The sequence below is a fragment of the Actinophytocola sp. genome, from assembly GCF_035634895.1.
Lineage (GTDB): Bacteria > Actinomycetota > Actinomycetes > Mycobacteriales > Pseudonocardiaceae > Actinophytocola.
The window spans coordinates 1-2,898 of record NZ_DASQCC010000015.1; the positions used below are offsets into that span (position 1 = coordinate 1).

At 69.0% G+C, this 2,898-nt stretch carries 6 protein-coding genes; 4 read left to right on the plus strand and 2 right to left on the minus strand.

Going from position 1 to position 2,898, the window contains the following annotated elements:
- The coding region (locus VET29_RS02815; protein WP_324914094.1) for a cytochrome P450 at positions 1 to 514 on the plus strand (514 nt) is incomplete at its 5' end.
- Here the strand turns inward: VET29_RS02815 and VET29_RS02820 are convergent.
- Positions 494 to 838 carry a metalloregulator ArsR/SmtB family transcription factor gene (locus VET29_RS02820; protein ID WP_324914097.1) on the minus strand — a complete coding sequence of 115 codons (345 nt, stop codon included), beginning with the start codon at positions 836 to 838 and terminating at the stop codon, positions 494 to 496. The genes VET29_RS02815 and VET29_RS02820 overlap by 21 nt on opposite strands.
- Positions 839 to 862: 24 nt before the next feature.
- On the opposite strand from VET29_RS02820, the gene VET29_RS02825 reads away from it, so the two are divergent.
- Both VET29_RS02825 and VET29_RS02830 read left to right on the plus strand, forming a co-directional pair.
- Positions 863 to 1,360, plus strand: coding sequence for a metallophosphoesterase family protein (locus tag VET29_RS02825; RefSeq protein ID WP_324914101.1), 498 nt, complete (start codon positions 863 to 865; stop codon positions 1,358 to 1,360).
- 216 nt (positions 1,361 to 1,576) lie between these two features.
- Positions 1,577 to 1,753 carry a hypothetical protein gene (locus tag VET29_RS02830; RefSeq protein ID WP_324914105.1) on the plus strand — a complete coding sequence of 59 codons (177 nt, stop codon included), beginning with the start codon at positions 1,577 to 1,579 and terminating at the stop codon, positions 1,751 to 1,753.
- Here VET29_RS02830 and VET29_RS02835 read toward each other — a convergent pair.
- Complete coding sequence (locus VET29_RS02835; protein ID WP_324914109.1) at positions 1,750 to 2,133, minus strand: SSI family serine proteinase inhibitor; 384 nt, start codon at positions 2,131 to 2,133, stop codon at positions 1,750 to 1,752. The two genes, VET29_RS02830 and VET29_RS02835, sit on opposite strands and share 4 nt — an antisense overlap.
- Before the next feature lie 88 nt (positions 2,134 to 2,221).
- Here VET29_RS02835 and VET29_RS02840 point away from each other — a divergent pair, with 88 nt between their 5' ends.
- Positions 2,222 to 2,710, plus strand: coding sequence for a GNAT family N-acetyltransferase (locus VET29_RS02840; protein WP_324914113.1), 489 nt, complete (start codon positions 2,222 to 2,224; stop codon positions 2,708 to 2,710).
- Positions 2,711 to 2,898: the final 188 nt, after the last annotated feature.

Here is a 2,898-nt window from a genome sequence, read left to right on the forward strand (position 1 = left end):
CGGCCTGGCCGACGGCATCCTGACCGGCGGCTTCGAGACGACGGCGAGCATGCTGGCCCTGGGCGCGCTGGTGCTGCTGCAGGACAGGGACACGTTCGAGCTGGTCCACGACGACGACGCGGCGATCCACGGTTTCGTGGAGGAGGTCCTCCGGTACCTGACGGTCGTGCAGGTGGCGTTCCCCAGGTTCGCCCGCGAGGACACCGAGGTGGGCGGCGTCCAGATCAGCAAGGGCGACGCGGTGATCGTGTCCCTGGCGACCGCCGACCGCGACCCGGCCCTTGGTGAGGGCATGGAGAAGGTGGACGCCCGCCGGGCCCCGACGACCCACCTGGCGTTCGGTTACGGCGTGCACAGGTGCATCGGCGCGGAGCTGGCCCGCATGGAGCTGCGTGCGGCGTACCCCGCACTGCTGCGCCGCTTCCCGAAGATGCGCCTGGCCACGGACGACCTCAACTACCGAAAGGTGTCGATCGTCTACGGCCTGGACGCGTTACCCGTCCTCCTGACCTAGCTGGCGCTCCCGCCTGCCCCGGGCGAGCTCGGTGGCCAGGGCGTCGAGATGCGGTGTCCAGAACCGCCGAAAGACCGAGAGCCACTGGTCGGCCTCCCGCAGGGGGGCCGGATCGACGGCGTACAGCCGCCGGGTCCCCTCGGCGCGGACACGCGCGAACCCATTGTCTCGCAGCACCTTGAGGTGTTGTGAGACGGCGGGCTGGGTAATGCCGAACTCGTCCTGCACGACGGCGGACACCTCGCCGGCGGCCCGCTCACCGTCCGCGAGCAACTCGAGGATCCGCCGCCGAACAGGGTCGCCCAGAACGTCGAAGGCATGCACTCGACCATCATATATAAGGGAGGGGTGAAATTGAGAGTAGTGGTGCTGGCCGACACCCACGCGCCCCGGCGCTGGAAGCACTGCCCTCCGAAGGTGGCCGAACACCTGGCGGAAGCGGACGTCATCCTCCATGCCGGCGACGTGTGCGTCCCCGGTGTGCTGGACGAGCTGGCGGAGTTCGCCCCGGTCCACGTGGTGGCGGGCAACAACGACGGCCCGGACGTGGTGGCGTGGGGTGCCCCGGAAACCCTGGAGCTGACCCTGGAAGGGCTGAACATAGCCATGATCCACGACAGCGGCCAGAAAGAAGGCCGTGTGACGAGGATGCGCACCCGCTTCCCCAACGCCGACCTCGTGGTCTACGGGCACTCCCACATCCCGATGGACGTGGCGGGCGCCGACCTACGCATCTTCAACCCCGGCTCCCCCACGGACCGCCGCCGCCAACCCCAGGGCACCATCGGCGAACTGGACATAGCGGACGGCCAGCTCCTGGCCGCCCGAATCATCCCGGTCACCTAGTGTCCCGCGCCGGGAATGCGGTGATTAAGTCGGTGGATCCGGGTTTCTGCTGGCAAGACGCCGGTTCGCCCTCGTACTGGGTCGTACTTGGGCGGACCGGCAACGCCGCCAGCGGGAAGCTGGGCCGCCGAATTAGTTGCCTGATTTCCGGCGCGGGACACTAGCCTCGCTCAGGTCCGACACTGTCCGAACCTCGCGGCGCCGGCGAAAGTATGGGTGGCCGGCCCAGATGTGGCGGTCGGGTATCTGGGCCGGCCGGGGGCGAGCGAGCGGACGTTCTGTGCGCGGCTTCGCGGCTCGGCAGACGACTACCTGCGCACCGGCCGGTCCGGCTTGGTGCGCGACGGGCGGCTGCGCCTGGCCGAGTCGCGGAACGTCGTGCTCGCCCGTTAGAACAGGAACACCGTTCCGGTCACGGTGTGCATCGTGCAGGCGTTTCCGTAATCGTGCTTCCAGTCGACCCGATCGCCGCGCCACCTGCCGGCGGCCCGCGCGGTCAACGGCTGGTACTCCAGGGTGCAGATGGTCTGCTCGGGCTCACCGGGCAGTGCGGCGAAATTTCCGTGTGCCCTCCGGAGCTCCGCGCACGCGCTCGCCGCGTTCGGGTGCGTGCCGCCGGATGGCTGGCAGGTCAGGGTGACGCTCTCCGATGCGCCGTCCCGGGTAACGATGGTGAGCACCAGCGAGGTCTGGTGCGACGCGCTGGCGACGCCGGACACCGCGAACGGCAGGGCGACGGCCAGTAGCACGCCACAGGGCCGGGTGAATTTCATTCCTCCACAGTGGACCAGACAATGCCGGTGAGAGAGGGCAACCAGCCGGTAACGCCCGATCGTGTCAGCTCCGGCTACGCTCCGCGGCATGGAGATCAGGGACGCCGTACCCGGGGACTGGCCACGGATCTGGCCGTTCCTGCGGGACATCGTGCGCGCGGGGGAGACCTACACCTGGCCGAGGGACGAGACCGAGGAGAACGCGCGGCAGATCTGGATGACCGCGACCCCGCCGAACCGTGCGATCGTCGCGGTGGAGGGTGACACGGTCCTCGGCACCGCGAAGATGGGCCCGAACCACCGCGGCCCGGCCGCGCACATCGCCAACGCGAGCTTCATGGTCGCCCCCGGGCACGGCGGCAAGGGGGTGGGCCGGGCGCTGGGCGAGTACGTGCTCGACCAGGCCCGCGCCGACGGCTTCCGTGCCATGCAGTTCAACGCGGTGGTCGAGACCAACACGGTCGCGGTGAAACTGTGGCGGTCACTGGGCTTCGAGATCATCGCGACGCTGCCGGAAGGCTTCCTGCACGCGACGAAGGGCTACGTGGGGCTGCACATCATGTTCCGGCGGCTCTAGTGGCGGCGACAGTTCCACGAGTGTCCCGCGCCGGAAATCAGGCAACTAATTCGGCGGCCCAGCTTCCTGCTGGCGGCGTTGCCGGTTCGCCCAAGTACGACCCAGTACGACCCAGTACGAGGGCGAACCGGCGCCTTGCCAGCAGAAACCCGGATCCACCGACTTAATCACCGCATTCCCGGCGCGGG